The following is a 2,799-nucleotide window of genomic DNA, read 5'->3' on the forward strand; positions in this document are numbered from 1 at the left end:
GCGGAGGACTTCCTGCGGCCGCTGCTGCCGGCCGCGCCGGACCCGGCCGCCGAGGAGGCCGCGGCCGTGGTGGCGCGGATCGCGGCGGAGCCGGGGCTGCTGCGGGTGGACCAGGTCGCGGCGGGGGCGGGGATGTCCGTACGGCGGCTCCAGCGGCTGTGCGCGGAGTACGTCGGGGCGAGCCCGAAGTGGGTGCTGCGGCGGGCCCGGCTGCAGGAGGCGGCGGCGCGGGCGGACGCGGGGGCGGCGCTGGACCTCGCGGCGCTGGCGGCGGACCTGGGGTACGCCGACCAGGCCCACCTGACGCGGGACTTCACGGCGACGGTGGGCGCGCCGCCGTCGCGGTACGCGGAGGGCGCACCGGACTGAGCGCGGGTATGCCCCCTCAGCCCGCCCAGCCCGGCCAGTCCGCTCAGCCCGGCCAGTCCGGCCTGCGGCCTCAGCCCGGCCAGTCCGGCCTGCGGCCCAGGTACGCCACCAGCCGCTCCCCCGGCTCCGCCCCCTCCCGCACCCATTGCACCGCCGCGAACCGCACCGGCCTGTCCTCGTCCGCCACGAACAGCGGCGCCAGCTCCAGCAGTTCCTCCGCCAGCGCCGCCGGCAGCTGCTCCCGCTGCCCGCTGGCGCGGGCCAGGTCCCAGGAGTGCACCGCCAGCTCCAGCGCGCCCGTGCACGTCACCACCGCCGCCGCCAGCGGCAGCTTGCCGACCGTCACCAGCTCCCGCCGCCGCACCGCCGTCCACGCGCCGAGCAGCCGCGTGGCCCGGTCCCGTACCGCCCTGACCGGGTCGGCGAGGCTGTACGCGGCCTGCGGCTTGAGGGCGATGTGGCCGGTGTCCGCGGCCTCGTTGAGCGCCGCGATGGAGTCGCCGACGTGCGCGAGGAGCTGCCCGAGGTCCCACTGCGCGCACGGCGTGGGCCGCCGCAGGTCGCCGGGGCCGACCCGGTGCAGCACGCCCAGGGCGTACGTCACCGACCGCTCCAGCAGCGCCACGCCGCCGAGCAGCGCCGTGGGCGCGCTCCCGTCGGGCCTCATCGGTGCCCCCCGTCGGTGAGGACCGCCGGCAGGCCGGCGGTGGCGAACAGCGACGTGTCGAAGAAGCAGCCGACGTGCGAGATGGCGCGCCCGCCGGGCGCGAGGGTCAGCACGTGCAGCGCGAAGGGCCGGTAGACGCCGGAGTCGCCGTCGGGACCGCGCAGGTAAAGGGCGTAGCCCGGCTGCCCGTTGAGGCCCACGGGCAGCAGCCGGACGTCCCCGGGCGCGTACGGGCACTGCACGGTGACGAGCGTCGCCACCTGCTCCCGCCCGCGGAACCACTCGGGAATCGGCGGCATCTCCCAGACGACGTCCTCTGTAAAGAGGCGCACGATCTCCGTCACGTCCTTGGCCACGAACGCCTCGACGTAGCGGTCCAGCAGCTCGCGCCGTGCCGCGTCGTCCGGTTCCGCGACCGACTCCTCGCTCGGCGCGGCCTTCTCCAACTGCGCCCGGGCGCGCTGCAACGCGCTGTTGACGGACGCCGTCGACGTACCCAGCAGCTCGGCGACCTCCGCCGCCTTCCAGCGCAGCACGTCGCGCATCAGCAGCACCGCGCGCTGCCGCGGCGGCAGGTGCTGCAGGGCGGCGACGAACGCGAGCCGCACGGACTCCCGCGACCCGACGACCGCCGCCGGGTCCGCCCCCTCGGTCCCCGCCGTCCCGACCAGCGCGTCCGGCACCGGCTCCAGCCACGGCACCTCGGGCCGCTCGGTGAGCTGCCCGGCGGGGTCGTCACCGGGGCCGCCGAGGCCGGTGGACAGGGGGCGGCGCTGCCGCCGCTCCAGGGCGGTGAGGCAGGCGCGGGTGGCGATGGTGTGCAGCCAGGTGCGCAGCGAGGAGCGGCCCTCGAAGGTCCCGTACGACCGCCAGGCGCGCAGGTACGTCTCCTGCACCAGGTCCTCGGCGTCGTGCACGGAGCCGAGCATGCGGTAACAGTGCGCCAGCAGCTCGCGCCGGTATCGGTCGGACAACCTGAGGAAGTCCTCCTCGGCCGCCGTGTTCACCGTAGCCATCGCCGATCCGCCCTCTCTGGATTCGCTTCCGCGGCACCCGCTACCCGTACTGACTGCGTGATGCACGAAAACTCATCGCCGGAACGGCCGGAACGGCCCGGGATATCGGGCGGTTGCGAAGAGGATCAGGCGGCGCCCGGTCAGGCGGCGAAGGCGTCGGCGTGGGCGTGCGCCCACTGCTCGAACGTACGGGGCTCCCGCCCCGTGATGTCGTAGACCGCCGGGAGCACCGGCGACTCGTCCAGCGCGCCGCCGCGGTAGAAGTCGAAGAAGGCGTCCACGTACTCCTCGGGCATCGCCGCCGCCATCTCCGCGCGCGCCCGCACGTCGTCCAGCGCCTCGAAGCGCAGCGGCCGGTCCAGCACGTCGCCGAGGACGGCGACCTGCTCGCCGGGCAGCAGCGGCTCGGGGCCGGACAGCTCGTAGACCCTGCCCTCGTGGCCGTCGCCGAGGAGCGTGTCGGCGACGACCTCGCCCACGTCGTACGGGTCGATGCAGGCGACCGGCACGTCGGCGAAGGCCCCGCGCACCAGGTCGCCGGAGCGCAACTGCGGCAGCCAGCGCAGGGCGTTGGCGGCGAACGCGCTGGGGCGGACGACGGTCCAGGGGATCCCGGCGGCGCGGACGGCCTCCTCGGAGCGGACCATGTAGGCGGTGACGGCGTTGCCCATGTCGCCGCTGGCGGCGGAGCGGCCGGAGAGCAGCGCGACGCGGGCCACCCCGGCGCGGACGACCTGCGCGAGGAGG

At 76.0% G+C, this 2,799-nt stretch carries 4 protein-coding genes; 1 reads left to right on the forward strand and 3 read right to left on the reverse strand.

Annotation, left to right across the window (positions count from 1 at the left end; genetic code table 11):
* A partial coding sequence (locus H5J30_RS25610; RefSeq protein ID WP_181789712.1) for a helix-turn-helix domain-containing protein occupies positions 1 to 369 on the forward strand: 369 nt, incomplete at its 5' end.
* Between the two features lie 70 nt (positions 370 to 439).
* On the opposite strand, the gene H5J30_RS25615 is transcribed toward H5J30_RS25610, so the two are convergent.
* The 3 genes from H5J30_RS25615 to H5J30_RS25625 all read right to left on the reverse strand — a co-directional run.
* The gene (locus H5J30_RS25615; RefSeq protein ID WP_181789713.1) at positions 440 to 1,036 is read right to left on the reverse strand and encodes a TIGR03086 family metal-binding protein; all 597 of its coding nucleotides are present in this window, start codon (positions 1,034 to 1,036) and stop codon (positions 440 to 442) included.
* Positions 1,033 to 2,052 (reverse strand): sigma-70 family RNA polymerase sigma factor, encoded by a 1,020-nt coding sequence (locus H5J30_RS25620; protein ID WP_181789714.1) that lies wholly within the window; start codon positions 2,050 to 2,052, stop codon positions 1,033 to 1,035. The genes H5J30_RS25615 and H5J30_RS25620 overlap by 4 nt, the downstream gene beginning before the upstream one ends.
* Positions 2,053 to 2,192: 140 nt before the next feature.
* A partial coding sequence (locus H5J30_RS25625) for a Rossmann-fold NAD(P)-binding domain-containing protein (protein WP_181789715.1) occupies positions 2,193 to 2,799 on the reverse strand: 607 nt, incomplete at its 5' end.

The organism is Streptomyces phytophilus (assembly GCF_013870535.1).
GTDB lineage: Bacteria > Actinomycetota > Actinomycetes > Streptomycetales > Streptomycetaceae > Streptomyces > Streptomyces phytophilus.

Excerpts from the sequence above, each read along its gene's own strand:
- H5J30_RS25615 (WP_181789713.1), bottom strand. The coding sequence starts at position 1,036 with ATGAGGCCCGACGGGAGCGCGCCCACGGCGCTGCTCGGCGGCGTGGCG.
- H5J30_RS25620 (WP_181789714.1), bottom strand. The coding sequence starts at position 2,052 with ATGGCTACGGTGAACACGGCGGCCGAGGAGGACTTCCTCAGGTTGTCC.